The 19985-nt window shown below is 65.4% G+C and carries 20 protein-coding genes; 6 read left to right on the forward strand and 14 right to left on the reverse strand.

Translation table 11 applies throughout. The features are described 5' to 3' along the window. Positions 1 to 11: 11 nt before the first annotated feature. Positions 12 to 572 carry a hemerythrin domain-containing protein gene (locus SKC41_RS00515; protein ID WP_330975834.1) on the reverse strand — a complete coding sequence of 187 codons (561 nt, stop codon included), beginning with the start codon at positions 570 to 572 and terminating at the stop codon, positions 12 to 14. Between the two features lie 181 nt (positions 573 to 753). Here SKC41_RS00515 and SKC41_RS00520 point away from each other — a divergent pair, with 181 nt between their 5' ends. Beyond that, positions 754 to 1806 (forward strand): sensor domain-containing protein, encoded by a 1053-nt coding sequence (locus SKC41_RS00520; protein WP_330978702.1) that lies wholly within the window; start codon positions 754 to 756, stop codon positions 1804 to 1806. A gap of 38 nt (positions 1807 to 1844) precedes the next feature. Beyond that, positions 1845 to 2816, forward strand: coding sequence for an aldo/keto reductase (locus SKC41_RS00525; protein ID WP_330975835.1), 972 nt, complete (start codon positions 1845 to 1847; stop codon positions 2814 to 2816). A 1-nt stretch (position 2817) separates the two neighbouring features. Here SKC41_RS00525 and SKC41_RS00530 read toward each other — a convergent pair whose 3' ends face one another. The 5 genes from SKC41_RS00530 to SKC41_RS00550 all read right to left on the reverse strand — a co-directional run bounded on the left by SKC41_RS00530 (position 2818) and on the right by SKC41_RS00550 (position 11020). Next, positions 2818 to 3585, reverse strand: a complete 768-nt coding sequence (locus tag SKC41_RS00530) for an SDR family oxidoreductase (protein ID WP_330978703.1) — start codon at positions 3583 to 3585, stop codon at positions 2818 to 2820. A gap of 101 nt (positions 3586 to 3686) precedes the next feature. Next, positions 3687 to 5480 carry a diguanylate cyclase domain-containing protein gene (locus SKC41_RS00535; RefSeq protein WP_330975836.1) on the reverse strand — a complete coding sequence of 598 codons (1794 nt, stop codon included), beginning with the start codon at positions 5478 to 5480 and terminating at the stop codon, positions 3687 to 3689. Positions 5481 to 5710: 230 nt separating this feature from the next. Beyond that, entirely contained in the window at positions 5711 to 7465 is a 1755-nt protein-coding gene (locus SKC41_RS00540; protein ID WP_330975837.1) for a sensor domain-containing diguanylate cyclase, read from the reverse strand. 132 nt (positions 7466 to 7597) lie between these two features. After that, positions 7598 to 9748, reverse strand: coding sequence for a glycogen debranching protein GlgX (gene glgX, locus SKC41_RS00545; protein ID WP_330975838.1), 2151 nt, complete (start codon positions 9746 to 9748; stop codon positions 7598 to 7600). Between the two features lie 90 nt (positions 9749 to 9838). Continuing rightward, the gene (locus SKC41_RS00550; RefSeq protein WP_330978704.1) at positions 9839 to 11020 is read right to left on the reverse strand and encodes a zinc-dependent alcohol dehydrogenase; all 1182 of its coding nucleotides are present in this window, start codon (positions 11018 to 11020) and stop codon (positions 9839 to 9841) included. 77 nt (positions 11021 to 11097) lie between these two features. Here SKC41_RS00550 and SKC41_RS00555 point away from each other — a divergent pair, with 77 nt between their 5' ends. Continuing rightward, positions 11098 to 12255, forward strand: a complete 1158-nt coding sequence (locus SKC41_RS00555; RefSeq protein WP_330975839.1) for an NAD(P)/FAD-dependent oxidoreductase — start codon at positions 11098 to 11100, stop codon at positions 12253 to 12255. On the opposite strand, the gene SKC41_RS00560 is transcribed toward SKC41_RS00555, so the two are convergent. Further along, positions 12252 to 12962 (reverse strand): GAF and ANTAR domain-containing protein, encoded by a 711-nt coding sequence (locus SKC41_RS00560; protein WP_330975840.1) that lies wholly within the window; start codon positions 12960 to 12962, stop codon positions 12252 to 12254. The two genes, SKC41_RS00555 and SKC41_RS00560, sit on opposite strands and share 4 nt — an antisense overlap. A 266-nt stretch (positions 12963 to 13228) precedes the next feature. Between SKC41_RS00560 and SKC41_RS00565 the strand changes: the two genes are divergently transcribed. Beyond that, a complete protein-coding gene (locus SKC41_RS00565; RefSeq protein WP_442931645.1) occupies positions 13229 to 13537 on the forward strand; it encodes a hypothetical protein in 309 nt (102 codons plus the stop codon). Between the two features lie 144 nt (positions 13538 to 13681). Here the strand turns inward: SKC41_RS00565 and SKC41_RS00570 are convergent, their stop codons facing one another. Further along, a complete protein-coding gene (locus SKC41_RS00570; RefSeq protein WP_330975842.1) occupies positions 13682 to 14041 on the reverse strand; it encodes a MerR family transcriptional regulator in 360 nt (119 codons plus the stop codon). 142 nt (positions 14042 to 14183) lie between these two features. On the opposite strand from SKC41_RS00570, the gene SKC41_RS00575 reads away from it, so the two are divergent. After that, positions 14184 to 14621, forward strand: coding sequence for an Hsp20/alpha crystallin family protein (locus SKC41_RS00575; protein ID WP_330978705.1), 438 nt, complete (start codon positions 14184 to 14186; stop codon positions 14619 to 14621). 247 nt (positions 14622 to 14868) lie between these two features. Then, positions 14869 to 15546 (forward strand): PAS and ANTAR domain-containing protein, encoded by a 678-nt coding sequence (locus SKC41_RS00580; RefSeq protein WP_330975843.1) that lies wholly within the window; start codon positions 14869 to 14871, stop codon positions 15544 to 15546. 35 nt (positions 15547 to 15581) lie between these two features. Here the strand turns inward: SKC41_RS00580 and SKC41_RS00585 are convergent, their stop codons facing one another. The 6 genes from SKC41_RS00585 to SKC41_RS00610 all read right to left on the reverse strand — a co-directional run bounded on the left by SKC41_RS00585 (position 15582) and on the right by SKC41_RS00610 (position 19937). Next, complete coding sequence (locus SKC41_RS00585; RefSeq protein ID WP_096290915.1) at positions 15582 to 15809, reverse strand: deoxyribodipyrimidine photolyase; 228 nt, start codon at positions 15807 to 15809, stop codon at positions 15582 to 15584. Between the two features lie 133 nt (positions 15810 to 15942). Next, entirely contained in the window at positions 15943 to 16371 is a 429-nt protein-coding gene (locus tag SKC41_RS00590) for a pyridoxamine 5'-phosphate oxidase family protein (RefSeq protein WP_330975844.1), read from the reverse strand. Between the two features lie 48 nt (positions 16372 to 16419). After that, the gene (locus tag SKC41_RS00595; RefSeq protein WP_330975845.1) at positions 16420 to 16557 is read right to left on the reverse strand and encodes an MFS transporter small subunit; all 138 of its coding nucleotides are present in this window, start codon (positions 16555 to 16557) and stop codon (positions 16420 to 16422) included. After that, a complete protein-coding gene (locus tag SKC41_RS00600; RefSeq protein ID WP_330975846.1) occupies positions 16554 to 17936 on the reverse strand; it encodes an OFA family MFS transporter in 1383 nt (460 codons plus the stop codon). Before SKC41_RS00600 ends, SKC41_RS00595 begins: the two co-directional genes overlap by 4 nt. Before the next feature lie 216 nt (positions 17937 to 18152). Further along, positions 18153 to 18809 carry a class I SAM-dependent methyltransferase gene (locus tag SKC41_RS00605; RefSeq protein WP_330975847.1) on the reverse strand — a complete coding sequence of 219 codons (657 nt, stop codon included), beginning with the start codon at positions 18807 to 18809 and terminating at the stop codon, positions 18153 to 18155. Between the two features lie 81 nt (positions 18810 to 18890). Next, positions 18891 to 19937 carry an alpha/beta fold hydrolase gene (locus SKC41_RS00610; RefSeq protein ID WP_330975848.1) on the reverse strand — a complete coding sequence of 349 codons (1047 nt, stop codon included), beginning with the start codon at positions 19935 to 19937 and terminating at the stop codon, positions 18891 to 18893. Positions 19938 to 19985 lie beyond the last annotated feature (48 nt).

Genomic DNA, 19985 nt, shown 5'->3' on the forward strand with positions numbered 1-19985 from the left:
GCCGAGACCGGTTAGCCCTTGCCCACAATGGCGTCGCGAGCCCGATCCAGCATCGCCGCGAACGGGCCGGCGACCAGATTGGCCACTTGCGACTCGACTCCGGCGTGCGGCCGAGTCGGCGCGATCGCTGCCGCGAGCTTGGCAGCGCGCCCCATGGTTTCAAGCTCGTGACTACTCAATTCCTGGCCCAGCCGGGCGAACTCGTCCTTCTCTTCGTGTTCGGCGTGGTCGAGGACCGCGTCGCGAAGCTCCGTCAGCAGCTGGGTGAATTCTTCGCTGTCGACGTCGAGCTTCTCCAGCTGCTGCAGGACGGTCTTGGCTTCGTGCTCTTCCTCCAGTCGCTGCCGAACCACGGCTTCGCCGTTGGCGATCTTTCGCTTGGCCCGAGGGTGAACGATTTCTTCCTCGACGGTTTCATGCACGGCGAGCAGACGCCGCAGATCTACGAAATTCTGCTCACGTGTTTCACCCTTCGCCGCAAGCGTTTTGGCGAACAGAGACTTGATCTGCTGGTGCTGACTGGAAAGAAAGTCGACCACGTCCGTGGGCGACATGATGGCACTGTCAACCATAGTGATGTCCTCCCGAATTAGTCCGGTTGTAACGCGCGGGCTGTTGCGCGCTCCCAATCGGCTACCCGCCGACACAGCCACCAAACGTGCTGCCGGGTCAGACCAGGCCAAGCTGGTGTGGCGCCGCAGCTGGCGGCAGAACTACCGATGGCCTAGGTCCCGGTACTAGAGTCTGAGCAGGATCCCAGCTAAGGAGGCCGCGACGAACCCTCAGGATCCGTTCGGACACAATCCCTTTAGCCCGGAGTCCCTTACCTACGATCCGCTGGGCCGTGTCCCGTACGCCCCGCCGCCGGTCGGACCGCCGGTCTTCCTGCCGCCGCCCCCGCCGCAGCAGCCCCCGCCCGTCAACACCTTCGCGACGTTGTCGCTGGTGTTCGCCTTCGTGTTCGCCCCTGTCGGAGCGCTTCTCGGACATCTCGGCCTCGCGCAGATCCGGCGCACCGGCGAGCTCGGACGTGACCGGGCACTCGTCGGGTTGTCGCTGTCGTACGCGTTCATCACGCTGACCGTCGTCGCGCTGCTCGGGTGGGCCACGTTGTCCACGCTGTCCGTCTCGCGACCCCAACCGACCGCGGCGCCGCCCAGCACGGCCACCCCCGGCACTACCACCGAGCCGCCGCCGTCACCCAAGGTGGCGCCGGATGACGTCATCAGGATGCTGCCGAAGCTGGATGCCCTGAAAAGCCTTACCAACGACCAGAACCTGGAGGCCGGCCAAACCTGGGATCGGCCGAGCAAGAGCGATACGGACGCGACGATCGATCGGCCGCAGTGCTGGGGAAGCGTAATGCCCGGCGCCCCGGAGGCCTACGACCTCAAGACCATGCTGCGGTATCGCGCGGAGGCATTCTCCGATACGCAAACCCTGTTGAAGTCGATCCAGGTTATCCAGGCGGTCATGGCGTTTCGCGATTCGCCGACCGCGCAAACGCAAGTCACGAAGCTGACCGACGGCTGGCGCGATTGCGGCGGGGCACCCGTGACACTGACCGCCCGCGGCGGGCCAACGTACACGTTGTCGCTCAGCCCGCCTGCCGATGCCGGCAACGGCATCACCACGATGGATCTGGCACCCAAGGGCCTGAAGGTGCGATTTGTTCGGGCCGCGGCGGCCAAAGCCAACGTCGTGGTCGACCTGTACGTCGTCAGCCTCGGCACCACCGATGCCAGCGGGCCTCGCCAAACGGCCGTGAGCATCGTCAACTACATCCTCAACAAGATCCCCGACTGACCATCACGCGCGACCACCCCGCCCAGTACGGTGAGCACATGAAATATCTCGATGTCGACGGAGTGGGGCAGGTCAGCCGGATCGGGTTGGGCACCTGGCAGTTCGGCTCACGCGAATGGGGTTACGGGGATGAATACGCCGCCGGCGCCGCCCGGGACATCGTGCAGCGTGCCCGCGCGATGGGCGTGACGCTGTTCGATACCGCCGAGGTCTACGGGCTGGGCAAGAGCGAGCGGATCCTCGGCGAGGCACTCGGCGACGAGCGTGCCGAGGTTGCGGTGGCCAGCAAGATCATGCCGGTCGCACCCTTCCCCGCGGTGATCAAGCAGCGCGAGCGCGCCAGCGCACGGCGGCTGCAACTGGACCGTATCCCGCTTTACCAGATCCACCAGTCCAACCCGGTGGTCCCCGACTCGGTGATCATGCCGGGCATGCGTGACCTCATCGACAGCGGTGACATCGGCGCGGCCGGCGTCTCGAACTATTCGCTGGAGCGCTGGCTTAAAGCCGATGCCGCGCTGGGCCGTCCGGTCGTCAGCAATCAAGTCCACTTCTCGCTCGCCTTCCCCAAGGCGCTCAAGAAGCTGGTGCCGTTCGCCGAACGAGAGAACCGCGTCGTGATCGCCTACAGCCCACTGGAGCAGGGGCTGCTGGGCGGCAAGTACAACGTCGACAATCGTCCCGGCGGCGTCCGTGCGATCAATGCATTGTTCGGTACCGAAAACCTGCGGCGCCTCGAGCCATTGCTGCAGTTGTTGCGCGATGTCGCGAAGGAAGTCGACGCCAAGCCGGCCCAGGTCGCGCTGGCCTGGCTGATCAGCTATCCGGGCGTGGTCGCCATTCCCGGCGCCTCGAGCGTCGAGCAACTCGAGTTCAACGTGGCCGCGGGCGATATCGAACTGCCGATCGCGTCTCGCGACGCGCTCACCGAGGCGGCTCTCGCGTTCCGGCCGGTCTCGCCGGTTCGCTTCATCACCGACCTGGTGCGAGAAAAACTCACCGGTCGCTGAGCTAGGACTGATTGGCCTCGGCGAACGCGGCGGGGCTCGCCGGCGCGCCACGGGCAACGACCAGCGGCATCGACGTCGAGGAATTGGTGCGAAGGATCGTGTGGACCACGTCGATCAGATCCTCGACGGGCATCAACTTGCCCGGCATGCAGCCGCGCGAGACCCAGAGCGGGTAGGCCTGCATGGTGAGGTCCATATCCCAGCCGGCGTTCATCCCGGTCGCCGCCTCACCCTCGCCGCCGGCGCACTCCCCCACGATCAGGTTGGTGAAGCCGACGTCGGGGTGTTCGGATCGCCACGCCTCGACGAGTCGTTCCAGGGCCGCCTTGCTGACGCCGTAGGCGCCGAGCCCAGGCCACGAAGGACCGTACGGGCCCGCGTCGGAGGAGAGGTAGACCACCTTGCCGGCCGATTCGGTCAGGTGGGTCATCGCCGCCGCGGTTACCAGCGACGCCCCGACCACGTTGGTGTCGAAGATCCGGCGCCACGTCTCCGCGTCGGTGTCGACCATGCGGACCAGCGGGCTGATGGCGGGGGTGTAGACGATGTTGTCGATGCCGCCGAACGCGTCGGCGACCTCGCCGATGGCCGATCGGCACGACGCCTGGTCGGTGATGTCGCACTCGACGGCGATCGCGCCCGACCCGGCCTCCTTCGCGGCGGTCTCGAGGCGCTCACGCCTGCGGGCCAGCAGCGCGACCTGATCGCCGCGTTCTGCAAGCCCGATTCCGATACAGCGCCCAAGGCCACTCGACGCGCCGACAACCACTGTCCGTGACATATTTGCCCTCTCCTGTAACGCATGACGCCGTCGGCACAGCGTATCCACCACGGGTGGAACATGTAACTGCCGGGCAGAATTCGAGCGCCTCAGGCTCGACGCGACCGTCGCAAGGATCGCTCCGCGGAGAAGCGGGCGACGCCATCCTTTTCACCCAGTTTCTCCTGGTACATCGCCGCGTCCGCCCGGGCGGTGACCGAGGTGACCGCTTCGCCGGGAAGGGCAACGGTAGCACCGATACTCACCGTCGCCCTGAGCATGTTTCCGGCGATGTCGATCGGTTCGCCGGCATCCCGACGAATCTTCTCCGCGATCTCCGCGACCTCGTCCATTCCGTCGACGTCGGGCAGCAGCACGAGGATTTCGTCGCCACCCGTGCGCCCAACCGTGTCCTCTGGCCGGACGCTGTCATGGATCCGCGTCGCCAGCGTTGCCAGCACAATGTCGCCGACGCCGTGGCCCCACGTGTCGTTGATGGCCTTGAAGTGGTCGACGTCGCAGAACAGGATGCCGACACCCTTTGCGGGCGGACGCGGCTGGCCCAGCGCGGACTCCAGGCGCGCGAAAGTCTCGGCCCGGTTCGCCAACCCGGTGAGGGTGTCAAAACGGGCCAACCGTTGCAGTCGCTGCTCCGCCTCGACTTGCTCATCCGCGAGACGCAGCGCGGCGATCAATCCATCGGTATTGCCCTCCGCATCGACATAAGGCTTCCCGTGGCCCTCGACCCAGCGGTATCCGGAGTCCACCGACTGGACCCGGAAGCGCTGGATGACCGCATCACCTTCTGCGATCCGCTGCAGTGCCGCGGCGACGGTACCGAGGTCGTCGGGATGGATGCGGGCGCTGAAGCCGGAGCCAAGCCACCGCTGCGGTGGACCGCCCAACGTGGCCACGATAGACGGCGAAACCCAGGCGGCTTCGCGGCCGCGCAGGTGAACGATGACGTCGACGGCATTGTCGGCAAGAATTCGATAGCGATTCTCGGCGTCGTCGCGCAGCTTGCCGACGAACTCCTTTTGGATCAACTCCCGCTGCTCGCGCTGGCTCAGGTAGAACGTAACCACCCCGACGATGAGCGTGCCCACCACAATAGAGAGGGTCCATTCCGCATGCTCGCCGCGAAGACCCAGAGCCAGGAAAGTCGCCCTGGCGAGCGCCACGACCAGCGGAAAAGCGGCCAGGATGCCCAACAACCTGACCAGTGAGCGCCAGTCGGGGCGGCCGAGCAGCAACGCCAGCGGGGGCCGGTCGGGGCGCGCCAGCGACGCCGCGATGACGAGCAGCAGCAGTGCTCCGGCAGTCGCGATCGCCTGGCCGGTAGACGGCGTGACACCGGCGAGAACCATCGCATCGAACAAGTAAGAGGCGACCGTGACGACGGGGATGACGGCGCCGGCGCCCACGCAGAGGGGCCAGAGCAGTCGGGCGCCGCGCTCTTGGCGAATCAAACCCGCCATCGCGGCGACGAGCAGCAGCGAAACAGCCGTCTGGGGGCTCGGACGGCCGGGCCACGACGATTGCCACATCCGCACTGTGTCGCCAAACCACACCAGGTCCAGTCCGAACGATCTACCGGTCGCGTACTCAGCGATCACGACGGCGGCAAACGCAATGACCGCGAGACCCAGGCCCCGACCGACCCAGACGCGCTCGGGCGACGGAAGCCCCGACTGCACCAGGATCGACGCACCGAGCGCGGCCAGGCACAAGGCGGTCCACGGCGTCATCACCGGCCAGGTCGGATAGAGCCGCGTCAACGGCTCGACCCCGGAAATCCAGCCCACCCAAGCTACCGCGGCAACCGCAAGTACCAGCACCACGGCCGCCCGCGCAAACCGGGGCAGCGCCGACTCCAGGCGTGCGGTGGGGCCGGCCTCGTACATCCGCTGCCCTCCCTGCCAGGGTGGCGTTCGGTTGCGCTTCCCACCGCGGCACCACGTGACTCTCAGCCTCGTCATTTTGCGCAGAAAACGCTACCGATGTTGCGATTTCGGCAGGAGAGTCATCGGGCGGGCGTCATGCCCCTTCGGCGGACAGGGCCTGCAGCAATGCTCGGCTCGCCACGCCTCGACGAGCCCTTCGAGGGCCGCCTTGTGCGGTGATAGCTCGCTGCTCAAATCCGCTGAACAGTGTTTCTGGCGCCCAGCTTGGCCTGGTACATCGCCGCGTCTGCACGGGACGTGACCGTGTCGACGGACTCGCCGGGAAGAGCAAGCGTGGCGCCGATACTGAGGGTCGCGGAGAACGTCTTGCCGGACGCGTGGATGGGTTCGGAGGCACGACAACGAATTTTCTCGGCGATCCGGGTGAGCTCGTCGATGCTGCGAACACCGGGCAACAGGACGAGAATCTCGTCACCTCCCGTCCGGCCGACGGTGTCGCCCCGGCGAACGCTCTTCTGGATCCGTGTCGCCAGAGTGGCGAGCACGATGTCGCCAATGCCGTGTCCCCACGTGTCGTTGATGTCTTTGAAATGGTCGACGTCGCAGTAAAGAACCCCGACACTGATTCCTTCGGGCTGTGATTGCTCGAGTGCGGTGGCGAGCCGGCCGATGGCTTCGGCGCGGTTCGCCAGGCCGGTGAGCGGGTCGAACCGTGCCAGCCGTTCGAGCCGCTGCTCGGCCTCGACCTGCTCGTCGATGATGCGCATCGCGGCGATCAGACCGTCGGTGTTGCCCTCAGCGTCGACGTACGGTTTCCCGTGGCCCTCGACCCAGTGGTAGACGCCGTCGGTGGAGTGCACGCGGAACCGGTGCAGCACCGATTCGCCGGCCGTGACCCTGCTTAGCGCGGTACTGACGGCCTCGACGTCCTCAGGATGGACATAGCGGTCTAGATCCTGGGGGCCCATCCAGGCTTGCGGCGGCACGCCCAACGCGGCCTCTACGGACGGCGAGACCCACGCAAGCTCGCTGCCGCGCAGGTGTACGACGATGTCCACCGCGTTGTCCGCGAGGATGCGATAGCGCATTTCGGCCTCGGCGCGTTTCTTACTCGCCAGCTCCTTCTCTATCAGCAGTTTCTGCTCGCGCTGGGTGAAGAAGAACGTGATCGCCCCGACGATGGCGGTGCCCAGCAGAATCGAGAAGGTCCATACCGTCTGCTCACCCAACCCGAGCGACAGAAAGATCGGCCGCGCCACCGCGACCACCACCGGAAAGCCCGCGAGGATCGCCGCCAGCCGCAGCAGTGACGTCTTGTCGGGCCGGGCGAGAAGCCAGGCGACCGGGAACCGGTCGGGGCGTGCCAGCACTATCGCGGCGTCGAGCAGCAACAGCGCGAGGGCCGTCATCAGCGCCTGGCCGGTCGAGGACGAGGTGCCCACCAGCGCCAAGGCGTCGAACAGGTAGGCCCCGACCGTGACGAACGGGATAACCCCACCGGCGGCGATGAACGCGGGCCAGACCACAGAGGCCCTGCCATCCACCCGCATCAGCCCGATGGCGGTCGCCAGGGGCAGGGACGACGCCGCGGTCTGTGGGCTCGGCCGGCCCGGCCAGGCCCATCCCGAGGCGCGCACCGCGTCGCCGAACCACACCTCGTCCAGGCCGCCCAACCCACGAGTCCCGTACTCCACCAGGGTGATGAGGGCTAAGACTCCCACCACCAGGGCCAAGGCACGCCCGGCAAATACTCGCCCCCGCGATGGGTCACCCGACTGTGCCCAAATCGCCGCCCCCAGCGCCACCAGCCACACGCCGGTCCACGGCATCATCTGCGGCCAGTTCGGATGGATGCGGGTCAACCGGTCGACACCGGCCGCCCAGCCGGCCCATGACAGCGCCGCGATGCCGAACACCGCTGACATGGCGGCTCGCCGGCACAAGACCACGTCGTTCAGGCATGCGTCGGGGTTCGATCTCTCCATGAGTGCCTTTCCCATGCGGCGGCGCAACCGCCATTGTGCATGGGAAGGCATGCAATCTCTCGGAGCACAAGGTCACAAATCGTCGCGCGAAAGTCACCGATGATGCGCCCTGTCGCGGCGCCGCGGGTGCATTCAGCCGCCGTCGGGCGCCCGCAGCACTACTGCGCTGTGGGCTTCCACGGTCAGCTTGCCTCCCCCGGGCACCTCGTCGGCGGGTGTGGTCTCCTCGGGTCCGGTGAATACCACCAGCTGCCACGATGCGCCGAATTCCTTCGGCGGGAGGGTGAACTCAATCGGCTCGTAGTGGGCGTTGAAACACAGCAGAAACGAGTCGTCGACTACCCGCTGGCCGCGCGCATCGCGGTCGGGGATGCCGTGCCCGTTGAGAAATACCGCGACGGATTTCGCGAAGCTCGCGCCCCAGTCCTCGTCGGTCATCTCGTCGCCGTCGGGGGCGAACCAGGTAATGTCGGGCAGCCCGTCCTGGCCGCGGCGGCCGACGGGCTTGCCGGAGAAGAATCGCCGCCGGCGGAACACCGGGTGCTGCGCCCGCAGCGCCGACACGGTGCGGGTGAACTCCAGCAGGTCGGTGTCGGCATCGTCCCAGTCGACCCAGGTGAGCTCGCTGTCCTGGCAGTAGCCGTTGTTGTTGCCGTTCTGCGTGCGACCCAACTCGTCGCCGTGACAGATCATCGGGACACCCTGTGACAGCAGCAGCGTGGTGATGAAGTTGCGCTGCTGCCGGGCGCGCAGCTCGTTGACAGCGGGGTCGTCGGTCGGCCCTTCGGCGCCGCAGTTCCACGAACGGTTATGACTCTCGCCGTCGTTGTTGTCTTCGCCGTTGGCCTCGTTGTGCTTCTCGTTGTAGGAGACCAGATCGCGCAGGGTGAATCCGTCGTGGGCGATGACGAAGTTGATCGACGCCACCGGCCGGCGCCCGGTGTGCTCGTAAAGGTCCGCCGATCCCGACAGCCGATAGGCGAACTCGTCGAGCGTGGCGGGCTCGCCGCGCCAGAAGTCGCGGACGGTGTCGCGGTACTTTCCGTTCCATTCCGTCCATTGCGGCGGGAAGCCACCCACCTGGTAGCCACCGGGTCCGACATCCCACGGCTCGGCGATCAGCTTGACCTGGCTGACGGTCGGATCCTGTTGCACGAGTTCGAAAAACGTCGCAAGTTTGTCCACATCGTAGAACTCGCGGGCCAAGGTCGACGCCAGGTCGAACCGGAAGCCGTCGACGTGCATCTCGGTCACCCAGTAACGCAGCGAATCCATGATCAGCTGCAGCGAGTGCGGATGCCCCACGTTGAGGCTGTTTCCCGTGCCGGTGTAGTCCATGTAGTACTGCTTGTCGTCGTCGACCAGCCGGTAGTACGCCTGGTTGTCGATGCCGCGCATCGACAACGTCGGTCCCAGATGGTTGCCCTCGGCGGTGTGGTTGTAGACGACGTCGAGGATCACCTCGATGCCCGCCTCGTGCAGAGCGCGCACCATCGCCTTGAACTCCTGCACCTGACCGCCCGGTGACACCGTGCTGGTGTATTTGAAATCGGGCGCAAAGAAGCCAATGGTGTTGTAGCCCCAGTAATTTGACAATCCACGTTCGACCAAAGTGGAGTCATTGGCGAAGTGGTGCACCGGCATCAGCTCGATAGCGGTGACACCCAGGCTCTTGAGGTGGTCGATGATGACCGGGTGGGCGATGGCACCGTAAGTGCCACGAATCTGCTCGGGGATGTCCGGATGAGTCTGCGTCAGACCCTTGACGTGCGCCTCGTAGATGACCGTGTCGGCGTATTCGTGCGACGGCGGACGGTCGTTGCCCCAGTCGAAGTACGGGTTGATCACCACGGACTTCGGCATGCTCGTCGCGGAGTCATCGTCGTTGCGGCTGTCGGGATCGCCGAAGTTGTAGCTGAACAGCGACTGGTTCCAGTCGAAGGTTCCGTCGATGGCCTTCGCGTACGGGTCGAGCAGCAGCTTGTTCGGGTTGCAGCGCAACCCTTCGGCGGGCTCGTAGGGGCCATAGACACGATAGCCGTAGCGCTGGCCGGGCTCGATCGCCGGGATGTAGCCGTGCCAGACGTAGTAGTCGACCTCGGGCAGGGTTACTCGCGTCTCGGCGCCGTCGGCGTCGAACAGGCACAACTCCACCCGCTCAGCCGTCTCGCTGAACAGTGCGAAATTGGTGCCGGCTCCGTCGTACGTCGCACCCAGCGGATACGCCTTGCCCGGCCACAGTTCACCGGTGGGCGTCGGTGCTGGCGCGTCTGCTCTGGTCATGGCGCACTTGATACCCGAGACATGCGGCGATCAAACAATTGTGCGAAACGCCATAGTGGACTTGTTATTTCGCGACTCGCGCAGTAGAGCTCACGGTTTGAGCATGACCTTTACGGCGCCGTCCTGCTTTTTCTGGAAAATCTCGTAGGCGTGCGGCGCCTGGTCGAGCGGCAACACGTGAGTGGCGAACTCGTCGACGCCGAGCGGGTCGTCGTCGGTCAGGAGCGGCATGATGTCGCCGACCCATCTCTTCACGTTGGCCTGGCCCATGCGCAGCGTCACCTGCTTGTCGAAGAGCGTCAGCATCGGGAGCGGATCGGCCATTCCGCCGTAGACGCCGATCAGTGAGATCGTCCCACCGCGGCGGACGATGTCGATGGCCGAATACAGCGCATTGAGCCGGTCCACACCGGCGGTCTGCATGAAGCGCTTGGCGATCGCATCCGGCAACACGGCGGTCGCCTGTTGGGCGAACTTGGCCGCCGGCGAACCGTGCGCCTCCATGCCCACCGCGTCGATCACCGAATCGGCTCCACGGCCGTCGGTCAGTTCGCGGATCGCATCACCCAACGAAGCGTCCAGGTGCCCGATGTCGATGGTGTGAATCCCCCGCTTTGCGGCGCGGGCCAGGCGTTCGGCCACCAGGTCCACCGCGATGACGCGGTACCCCAGATGATCGGCGATGCGGGCGGCCATGTCTCCGATCGGCCCCAGCCCGAGCACCGCGACTGTGCCACCGTCCGGGATATTGGCGTAGTCCACCGCCTGCCACGCGGTCGGTAACACATCCGAGAGATAAACGAACCGCGAATCCGGCGGTCCGACAGGGACTTTGATGTGGGTGAACTGCGCCTGCGGAACCCGCAGCAGCTCGGCCTGCCCACCGGGTACCGAGCCGTAGAGCTCCGAGTAGCCGAAAAGCGCTGCGCCCATGCCTTGTTCGCGCACCTGGGTGGTTTCACACTGGGTGAAGAGTTCGTGGTGGCACATGTGACAGCTGCCGCAGGAGATCTGGAACGGGATCACGACCCGATCACCCACCTGCAGGGCGCCGGTTTCCGGGCCGGTTTCACGGACGATCCCCATCGGCTCGTGGCCGAGTATGTCACCCGGGTTCATGAAGGCCCCGAGAATCTCGTACAGGTGCAGATCCGACCCGCAGATGTTGGTCGAGGTCACCTCGATGATGGCATCGGTGGGTTGTTCGATCTTCGGGTCGGGCACCGACTCGACGCGCACGTCGCGTTTGCCCTGCCAGGTCACGGCTTTCATATACGGCGGGCTACCCGCGTCGAGGTCGTCAAAACAACGCACCGGTTTAGCCTCCCGTGTGCGGGTATCACGCCGTAGTGGCCGACTCGGGACTGATCGTCGTAGGCAGCGGGCCCGCCGGAGTATCGGCGGCGCAGTCCTTCCGCGAACACAACGCCGACGTGCCGGTGCACATCCTCACCGCGGACGCCGACCTGCCCTACGCGCGCCCACCGCTGAGCAAGGAGTACCTGCGCGGTCAGACCGACGAAGTCGCACTGCACGACGCGCAGTGGTTCGAGGACCGGAAGATCGAACTCACCACCCGCGCGCGAGTCGATCGCCTGGACCTCGCCCAGCGCACAGTGCATGTCGGCGAGCAACGGCACGCGTTCGACAGCTTGATCTTGGCGTGCGGCGCTGCGCCGCAGGGCCCTCCGATCCCCGGCGGTCAGCAGGCGCTGCTGTTGCGCTCATTGGCGGACGCGACCGCACTGCGCCACGCCGCGGACACCGCCGACTCCGCCGTGGTGATCGGCTCCGGCTTCATCGGCTGCGAGGCGGCAGCTTCATTGGCACTACGTGGCGTGTCAGTGACTTTGGTTGCCCCCGAACCACTTCCGCAACAACAACGGCTGGGAACGCAGGCCGCCGAACGCCTGCGTGATCTGGTGACGGATGCCGGGGCCCGCCATGTCGGCGGAGTCGCTGTCGAAGAAATCACCGACACCGGGGTACGGCTGGACGATGGCGTCACCATCGACTGCGATCTCGTGCTGGCGGCGACGGGCGTCGCGCCGCAGAGCCACATCGCCGCCGAGGCGGGATTGCAGATTCGCGACTCCCGCATCGTCGTCGGCTCCGATATGTGCACCACGGCACGCGATGTCTACGCCGCCGGGGACGTCGCATTGGCGCGCCATGAGGTCGCGGGGCGCCACCTGGCCATCGAACACTGGCAGGACGCGAGCGACCAAGGCGCGATCGCGGGGGCCTGCGCAGCGGCGTGGCCTACCAAATGGGTTGGTGTACCCGGATTTTGGACTTCCGTGGGCGATGCGACCCTGAAATATCATGCCTGGGGTGACGGCTACGAGCACAGCCAGTTACGCGAGCATCCCGACGGGTTCACCGTCTGGTACGAGTCCGGCGATGCGGTGGTCGGGGTGCTGACCTATAACGCCGATAACGACTACGACCTCGGCGAACGGCTCATCGCCGAGAGCCGGCCCGTGCCCTTCCCCATCGAGCGCTAAGGCTGGTGCCGGCGCTTGAGTGGATGTTCGCTTTCGATCAGCGCCTCGGCGAGGTCGATCAGCTTCGTGTTGGATTGCTGCGATAGCCGGGTAAGGAGTTCGAACGCCTCGACGGCATCGATGTTGAACCGCTCCATAAGCACGCCTTTGGCCTGGCCGATGATGTCCCGCGATGCCAGTGCGCTGCGAAATTGGGCTTGGTGCCGCATCATCGACCACGCCAGTGCGACGTGGGTGGCGAAGATGGCGCCGAGTTCGACCGAGTCCTGGGTGAAGGCATGTGGCTGCTCGGCGTACAGATTCAGCGCCGCGGAGGTGCTGTCGTCGACGAACAGCTCGTAGGACAATACGGAGCGGATCGGGGTGTTCTCCAGGGCGAATTGTCGATAACACGGCCATCGATCGTCAACGCTGAGGTCCGCGACGTGCATGATGTGGTGCTCCCAAGCGGGAGCGAGACACGGCCCTTCCCGGTAGCGCTCCTGTGCGGCGTCGAGATCCGCCACGTAGTGATGCGTGGCAACCACATTGGTGACCGCTTTGCCCGCCTCGGCGAGGGTGATTCCCGCGTATTGGCAACCGGCGACGTGCTGCACGCCGCTGTCGATGAGCTCCTGGAGCCCGGCCTCGGTGTCCGTGCTCTGGCGAGCGATGCCGGCAACGAGTTCTGCCAATGGCGAGACGATCGTGTTGTTGTCGTCCGGCATGTCATAACCCCCTCTCGGGAGCCGGGCCCTGCCCCGTACCACGGAGGGCGATCCACGTACTGAGCGCGACCGTGCTGCTGGGCGCATCATAAGCCGCGCCTAGTCCTGTTGCACCCGCCGGCTTTTTCCCGAAGCCTTCTCGACGGCGCCAAATCGGAAACACCCGGTCACGAAGGCAGGTCCTGATCACCGGGATCGGCTGCCACCCCGGTTTAATCCCCTGCGCCGCCGGGCAATCGGCCGATGTGGATAGCAACGACGAAAACATGCTGGACCAGTCCGAAAGCCTCGATTCCGACGAGGTGCGCAACGACGACGGCGACGAAGTAGTAGACCCACCCGACCGGTGGATCGATGCCGACGAACACGAGTCACTCGACGAGAAACTCGCGGCGGAGACGTCGGACAATCCGGAGAACGGCCGGCCATCGGGGGAATCGCACGACTCCGACGAGGTCGTGTTGGTCAGCGACGACCAGCTGGACAGGATCGACCCGGACGTTTACGGTCGCGAACGCGGCCAGATCGACGGCACGCCGGAGGACGGTGACTCATTCTTCAACGTTGAGAGATGACTGCGAACTCTGTTGTGGTGCCTCGCTTTCCGCTGCCCGCTGCGGCCTTGGCGTAGACGAACTTGGGCGCTTACGACTACGGCCTGGGATTGTCGCCGGCGCTAGACGTCGGCTTCTCGGGCGCACCAGGCGTAGTCGCGTAATTCATTTCTTTCCTTTGGATTTCGCGGCCCTCGCCGCGGAGCGCAAGGTGCGGTTGCTCGACCGCAGATCTGTGTTCGCCGCGGATAGTTCCGCATTGTCGTCTTCAAGGTTGAGGATGCGGGCGATGCCGGCCAGGTTGACCCCGGCGTCGACCAGCGCGCTGATGCGCCGCAGCCGAGCCAAGTCGGCAGCGCTGTAACGCCGGGTCCCACCATTGCTTCGAGAAGGCGTGAGAAGGCCGTGGCGCTCGTAGAGACGTAGCGACTGCACGGCGACGCCGGAAAGCTCAGCGGCGACCGAGATGCCGTACACGCCATGGTCGGGCGACGGCGCGCGGGTATCGTCCGGTACATCCGTCATCCAGCACCTCCTCGCTTGCGTGCACAGAAAACCTGTTTATCACACTTGCACTAGACTTTCGACAGTGCTATATAAAACCTATGCCAGATGGCATAGATAAGTTCAACACCATGGCAACAGATTGGAGTGTGAGATGGCTGCAATGCTGATGCGTAGCGACCCCTTCCGGGAGCTGGACCGTTTCGCCCAACAAGTACTGGGCACGGCCGCCCGCCCCGCGGTGATGCCAATGGACGCTTGGCGCGAGGGCGAGGAATTCGTCGTCGAGTTCGACCTGCCGGGAATCGACGCCGATTCGCTGGACATCGACATCGAGCGCAATGTGGTCACCGTGCGGGCCGAACGTCCCGCCCTCGATCCCAACCGGGAGATGCTCGCCACCGAACGGCCCCGCGGCGTGTTCAGCAGACAGCTGGTGCTCGGCGACAACCTCGACACCGACAAGATCGAGGCGTCCTACACCGAAGGCGTCCTGCGACTGCGCATCCCGGTGGCCGAGAGAGCCAAGCCGCGCAAGATCAGCATCGGCCGCGGCGAGGGACGCCAGGCCATCGACCAACGGGAGGTCATCAACGCCTAGTCGGCTGGCGAGGCGGGGCGGCGGCCGAGTTCCGCGACCGCCGCCGCACCCGCCGCTCGCCCAGCAGCGCCGTCCCTTATGCCATGATTTGACTCGCCCTCGGCGTTGAACCACCAGCGCCATACATATCGACGCCGTGGCCTCGCGAAATCTCGCATCATCTTTGCCCCCGCTGGGGTGGGACACTGCACGTGTGGCAGCGGTCGGTCGCGTCCGGTGATCTGAACCCGAGGAGACGAAGTCCGCGATGAATTGGGACCTCAACGGCCAATCGGCCGACGTCGAAGAAGCCCTGGCCGGCGGGGCGCCGCAGCGAGCAGGCTGGTTCCGGTTCTACTTCTCCGACCAGCGCTGGGAGTGGTCCGAACAGGTACAACTGTTGCACGGGTATGAGCCCGGCAGCGTGACCCCGACCACCGAGCTGGTGTTGTCCCACAAACACCCGGACGACCGCGGGCCCGTCGCGGCCACCATCGATCAGATCCTCAACACCCATCAGGCGTTCAGCACCCGCCACCGCATCATCGACACCCGCGGACAGGTGCACCAGGTGGTGGTCGTCGGCGACCAACTGTGCGATGACCAAGGTGATGTGATCGGAACCCACGGCTTCTACGTCGACGTCTCTCCGCTGCCCGACCAGGCACGTGAAGACCTCGTCACCGCGAAGCTGGCCGAAATCGCCGGACAGCGCGCGGGTATCGAGCAGGCCAAAGGAATGTTGATGCTGGTCTACGGCATCGGCGATGGTCCGGCCTTCGATTTGCTCAAGTGGCTATCCCAGGAGGCGAACGTCAAGCTGCGGCCGCTCGCAGAACAGATCTGCGAAGACTTCCGCGCCCTCGGTCCCCGCGTCAGTTCGCAGTCGGACTTCGACCACTTACTGCTGACCGCGCACCAGCGCGTCGACCCGGCAATTCCATAGGAACCGTAAAGGACACCTAAGATTTGCTGGCCGCGCTATGACTTCTTGCTCGGAATGACGATAACGACGATCAGGGTGAGGATTGAGAAGAACAGTCCGAGAAGTCCCCATCCCAACGGATTGCGGCCCTTCATGGCGGCGATGAGGCCGCAGACTATTGCGGCGATCACGCTGCCGATCGCGACGAATATCCCCTTGATCCCGCGCAGAATGAACCCTGCCGCAAGCGGATCCGAACTAGCCAGAATTACCGAGTGCAACATGTCGACGTCCTTTCCCCGTGAGAAGTCGTTACCGAATACCCTCACGAGGACCGGCTAAACCGCAATTACGCTCCGGACCGTCCTATTGCTCGCGAAACGACGATCCTTTAACCGTTTGCCACGGACGGCGTGCTTAGAGTTCACCGGAGAAATCAGCGGTGATCCAGCGGTCCGGGCGGACGGTGAACAGCACGGTTTCCTGATTCTCCATGCTGCTGACGAATGCGCGCCCGCCCTCCTCGCCGAGGTAGCGGATCGCGATCTCTTCGCGCACCGCCGCAGGGGTCGGCTTGGCGGTGTCGACCACGGTGCCCTCGACGACCACGTATTGATACGGCGGTTCTTCGCGCTGCACGACCAGTGTCACCACCCCGGCCCGCTCGATGAGCTTGGCCTTGCGAGACGACGCTCCGGTGTTGACCCGGATGTTTCCGCCCGGGACGTAGTCGTACCAAATCGGGACGCTGGCCGGTGGGCGGCCGTCTTCGGCGGCGACGGACAGCACGCCGACGTGTAGTGCTGCGAGGAACTCCTGGCGCTGGGGCACGTTGAAAGCAGTCATGGCCCGGTGAACGCAGCGGCCACAGCCGGCTATTCCCTCGACGCCGAGTCAGTTCGTGAACAACGCGGGAATCTTCACCGCCAGCTCGTAGACGCCGTAGCCGAATGGCACTCCCACCCACAACCAGCTGGCAAGACCCAGCAGCTTGACGCGCGGCGATGTCGCGACCGATCGGCCGGCGGTCATTGTGCGGGCTCTCCGGAAATCACGCACTCCGGCTTTCGCGTATCGACCGGCGACACGACGAAGCTGGGCGGCCGCGGCGTGCGAATCAGCTCGTTGCAGACCACGCCGATCAGCAACAGGATCACCATGATCGTGAACGACCATCGGTATCGCTCGGGGCCCACCACGTGGGCGGCAATGCGATTGTCGGCGATCGCGTTGACGATCACCGGTCCGAGCACGCCCGCGGTCGACCACGCGGTCAGCAGCCGGCCGTGGATCGCTCCGACTTCGAGGTAGCCGAACAGGTCGCGCAGATAGGCCGGCACCGTCGCGAACCCCGCGCCGTAGAAGGACAGCAGCTGGATGCAGACCACCAGGAACAGCGGCTTGCTCGCGTTTTGCGTGACGATCAAGACGGCGTACAGCATCGCACCGACACCGAGATAGAGCCGGTACATGTTCTTGCGACCGACCGTATCCGAAGCGGTGGACCAGAGTATGCGTCCCAACGAGTTCGCCAGCGACAGCATCGCGACGAATCCCGCCGCGGCCGCGGTCAACGCCGCGGGAGACGCCGCATGCGGAAAGTAGTCTCGGTAGATCGGTGCTGCCCGTTCCAGGATGCCGATACCCGCAGTGACGTTGAAGCACAACACAATCCACAGCAACCAGAACTGTGGCGTCTTGATCGCCTCGTTGGCGGTGCGATCGGGCCCCGCGGCATGCGGGATCTTCGACGCGGCCACCCTGACGACGGGCGGCTCCCATTCGTGCGGCGGCACGCGGACCAGAAGGACTCCCACCGCCATGAAGACCGCATACACCACGCCCATGACCAAGAACGTCGCCGCCAGCCCATGCCGGTCGGTACCGAACCACTTCATCAACTGCGACGACCACGGCGAGGCGATCAGCGCACCGCCGCCGAACCCCATGATAGCGAATCCGGTCGCCATGCCCGGCCGGTCGGGAAACCATTTCATCAATGTGGAAACCGGTGCGATGTAACCAATTCCGAGCCCGATACCGCCGATGACTCCGTAGCCGAGGATGATCAGCCACATCTGGCCGATCTCGGCCGCCACCGCCGAAATGAGCAAACCGCCGCAAAAGCAGACGGTCGCCACGAACATCGCCCAACGGGGGCCTCGCCGTTCCACCGCCGTGCCGAAGACGGCTGCTGACGCTCCCAGCATGACGATGCCCAGCGTGAACGGCATGGCACTCAAAAGTCCTGATGCCCTCAGTGTTTCGTGCAGTGGAAGCTTGAATACACTCCAGGAGTAAACACTGCCGATCGCTAGATGTATCGCGAGCGCCGCGGGCGGAACGAGCCACCTACTCCATCCTGGGCTGGCAACGATTCGATCACGCGACAGCACTCCAGCCGACTCCATCGTCCTCTTTTCACAGCGGGCTCCTCGCGCATCAGAACGTCCGGCGATTTCCTGTCAGTAGCCAATTGGTAAGCAAGACAGAAACATCCGGCAGCATCTAGATGATGCGTCGTGGAGGTCCTGCCGATCACTTTCGGCAAGTCCACCCGATGCTAGCGACCGAGGTCACACGTGGACGTCGTGGAACTGTGATGAAAACGGGGGTAGTCAAAGAGACTAAGGCGTAGCCCGCCCCATCAAGAGCGGATGGACGATCCGTGGCATTCCGCGCCACACGGAATTCTCGGCCGTGACAGCAAATCCGCAGGCGCGCATCAGCTCCCCTGTCGGGCGGTTGCAGCAGCATCCGCCGGCGAAGGCACGCCATGGACGGAACAGGTAGTCCTGCCAAGCCGCAAGCAACCGTGAATTCGCCCGCACATGCTCGACGAACAACAACTGCCCACCGGGGCGCAACACGCGAGCGATCTCGCGCAAGGCACGTTCAGGATCCTCGACGGTGCACAGGACAAGCGTCGAGACAACGGTATCCACCGACTCGTCGGTCAGCGGGAGGCACTCCGCCGGCGCATTGACGATCCGTGCCGAACGGGCATGCCGCTGCAAGCGGCGCGCGAGCTTTCGGCGCATGGCCGGCTCGGGCTCCATGAGCACGAGATCATCGATGCCGTCGGGATAGTGCGCGATGTTCAGCCCCGTCCCCGCACCGATCTCGACGACGCGCCCCCGCGCGGCACTCACCAGCGTGCGCCGCCGCCGCCGCATCCCCGCCAGCTCGCCGAGCCACACGAACGGGTCGTACACCAGCGCCATGATCCGCAGCCAGGCCGCGGACGGCGGGCGCACTTCCAGTTCGGTCGCAATATCAGTCATGGCGCCTAACGTAGAAGCGGCCACGGGGTGCGCGCATCGCCCAGGGCGGCCATCTTTGAGCGATGGCCCGTTTCGGCTACGTCAGAGAAGTCCGAGACGCGCTGCCTCGGCAACGGCGGCCGCGCGTGAGGTGCGCCCCAGCTTGCGGCGGATGTTCGCGACGTGACGGTGCACCGTATGCGGGCTCAGCACCAGCTGCTCGGCGATCTCGCGATCGTTCAGACCGCGCGCGAGGCAGGCAAGAATCTCCCGTTCACGGGCCGAGAGCAGGTCCGGCTCCGCGTCGGGCGTGTTCCGCTGCGACACAGGTGCCAGCGGCCCCAGCGCCTCGCGGCATGCGCGTGCGACGGAATCCACGTCACCGTGCCAGGGGAAGTGCGCGCTCCCGGGCAGCGAGGTCAAAGCAGCCCCCGGGATCGCGGCCGCGACCTCGCGCCCGAGCCGGTGCGGCACGGCCCGATCGTCGCGTCGATGCACCACCAGCGTTTCAACGCCGACCCTCGGGAGGTATGCCCGCACGTCGAGGCGATAGACGAGGCGCAACAACGCCGCGGCGGCCTCGGCGGTCGCGGCCTCACGCTGCAACCGCGCAAAGCGTTCGTGCTCCGCGGATTCGGCTGCGCCGAGGAACATGTTGCTGAGCAGACGGGAGCCGAGTCCCCAATGCGCACGAACCGCCGCCACGATCGCGTCGCCCACTTCCGCTGTGGTGATAGCCGAGCCGTTGGCATAGGACCCGTACAACACCAACCGCTCGACCTGTTCGGGATACGTTGCGGCATAAGCGATTGCGGTGCAGCTTCCGCAGGACCCGCCCAGCAGCGATACGCGTTCGTACCCCAGCTCGTCGAGCAGCGCGCGCAGCATGGCCACTTCCGCGTCCAGGGTCAGGTCCGAATCTTCGACCGTGCGGTCCGACATGCCGACGCCGAGCCGGTCGTAGCGGACCAGGGTGTACCCGTCGGCGACGGCTTCCCAGAATTGCCGGAAGCCGGCGCCCTCCCAGTCGAGTTCGAGATGGCTTACCCACCATGCCGGAGCCACGAGCGGTGGGCCGTCCCCGCGTACGTCGAACGCCACGCGGCGGTCTCCGACGCGCAGGAACCGGATCTCGGACTTTGCCAGCATCGCAATGAGCGTACGACGTTGCGGCCGGCGAAAGGACCGTTATCGAAA

It is taken from the genome of Mycobacterium sp. 050128 (genome assembly GCF_036409155.1).
In the GTDB taxonomy this organism is placed as follows: domain Bacteria; phylum Actinomycetota; class Actinomycetes; order Mycobacteriales; family Mycobacteriaceae; genus Mycobacterium.

Bases quoted from the DNA above. Each gene is read 5' to 3' on its own strand.
- SKC41_RS00575 (WP_330978705.1), top strand. From the start codon at position 14,184: ATGCTGATGCGTAGCGACCCCTTCCGGGAGCTGGACCGTTTCGCCCAA.
- SKC41_RS00585 (WP_096290915.1), bottom strand. From the start codon at position 15,809: ATGTTGCACTCGGTAATTCTGGCTAGTTCGGATCCGCTTGCGGCAGGG.
- SKC41_RS00595 (WP_330975845.1), bottom strand. From the start codon at position 16,557: ATGACCGCCGGCCGATCGGTCGCGACATCGCCGCGCGTCAAGCTGCTG.
- SKC41_RS00565 (WP_442931645.1), top strand. From the start codon at position 13,229: ATGCTGGACCAGTCCGAAAGCCTCGATTCCGACGAGGTGCGCAACGAC.
- SKC41_RS00590 (WP_330975844.1), bottom strand. From the start codon at position 16,371: ATGACTGCTTTCAACGTGCCCCAGCGCCAGGAGTTCCTCGCAGCACTA.
- SKC41_RS00525 (WP_330975835.1), top strand. From the start codon at position 1,845: ATGAAATATCTCGATGTCGACGGAGTGGGGCAGGTCAGCCGGATCGGG.
- SKC41_RS00535 (WP_330975836.1), bottom strand. From the start codon at position 5,480: ATGTACGAGGCCGGCCCCACCGCACGCCTGGAGTCGGCGCTGCCCCGG.
- SKC41_RS00560 (WP_330975840.1), bottom strand. From the start codon at position 12,962: ATGCCGGACGACAACAACACGATCGTCTCGCCATTGGCAGAACTCGTT.
- glgX (WP_330975838.1), bottom strand. From the start codon at position 9,748: ATGACCAGAGCAGACGCGCCAGCACCGACGCCCACCGGTGAACTGTGG.
- SKC41_RS00605 (WP_330975847.1), bottom strand. From the start codon at position 18,809: ATGACTGATATTGCGACCGAACTGGAAGTGCGCCCGCCGTCCGCGGCC.
- SKC41_RS00515 (WP_330975834.1), bottom strand. From the start codon at position 572: ATGGTTGACAGTGCCATCATGTCGCCCACGGACGTGGTCGACTTTCTT.
- SKC41_RS00600 (WP_330975846.1), bottom strand. From the start codon at position 17,936: ATGGAGTCGGCTGGAGTGCTGTCGCGTGATCGAATCGTTGCCAGCCCA.
- SKC41_RS00550 (WP_330978704.1), bottom strand. From the start codon at position 11,020: ATGAAAGCCGTGACCTGGCAGGGCAAACGCGACGTGCGCGTCGAGTCG.
- SKC41_RS00580 (WP_330975843.1), top strand. From the start codon at position 14,869: ATGAATTGGGACCTCAACGGCCAATCGGCCGACGTCGAAGAAGCCCTG.
- SKC41_RS00540 (WP_330975837.1), bottom strand. From the start codon at position 7,465: ATGGAGAGATCGAACCCCGACGCATGCCTGAACGACGTGGTCTTGTGC.
- SKC41_RS00610 (WP_330975848.1), bottom strand. From the start codon at position 19,937: ATGCTGGCAAAGTCCGAGATCCGGTTCCTGCGCGTCGGAGACCGCCGC.
- SKC41_RS00570 (WP_330975842.1), bottom strand. From the start codon at position 14,041: ATGACGGATGTACCGGACGATACCCGCGCGCCGTCGCCCGACCATGGC.